Below are 301 nucleotides of genomic sequence, written 5' to 3' on the forward strand. Positions count from 1 at the left end.
GATGTGCGGTTTCCTGTACAGCGGTGCCGACCTCTGCGGCTTCTCCTCCGATACCACGCCGGATCTTGCCCTGCGCTGGCTAGAGTTCGGTCTGCTCACCCCGCTGATGCGCAACCACTCCGCAGTTGGCACCCGGATGCAGGAATACTACCGCTTCCCCGAGGTGCTGCCCGCTGTGCGTAATATGATACGTCTGCGCTACGCCCTGCTGCCCTACCTGTACAGCGAATTTATGAAGGCTGCGCTGGAAAACACCAGCTACTTCCGGCCGTTGGCCTTCGACTACCCGGATGACCCTGAT

The 301-nt window shown here is 60.5% G+C and carries 1 protein-coding gene; it reads left to right on the forward strand.

Going from position 1 to position 301, the window contains the following annotated elements:
• Window positions 1–301: TIM-barrel domain-containing protein (locus tag P0G09_RS18755; RefSeq protein ID WP_275253429.1), on the forward strand; the 301-nt coding region annotated here is incomplete at both ends.

This window comes from Faecalibacterium sp. DFI.5.82 (assembly GCF_029076575.1).
Taxonomy (GTDB): domain Bacteria; phylum Bacillota; class Clostridia; order Oscillospirales; family Ruminococcaceae; genus Faecalibacterium; species Faecalibacterium duncaniae.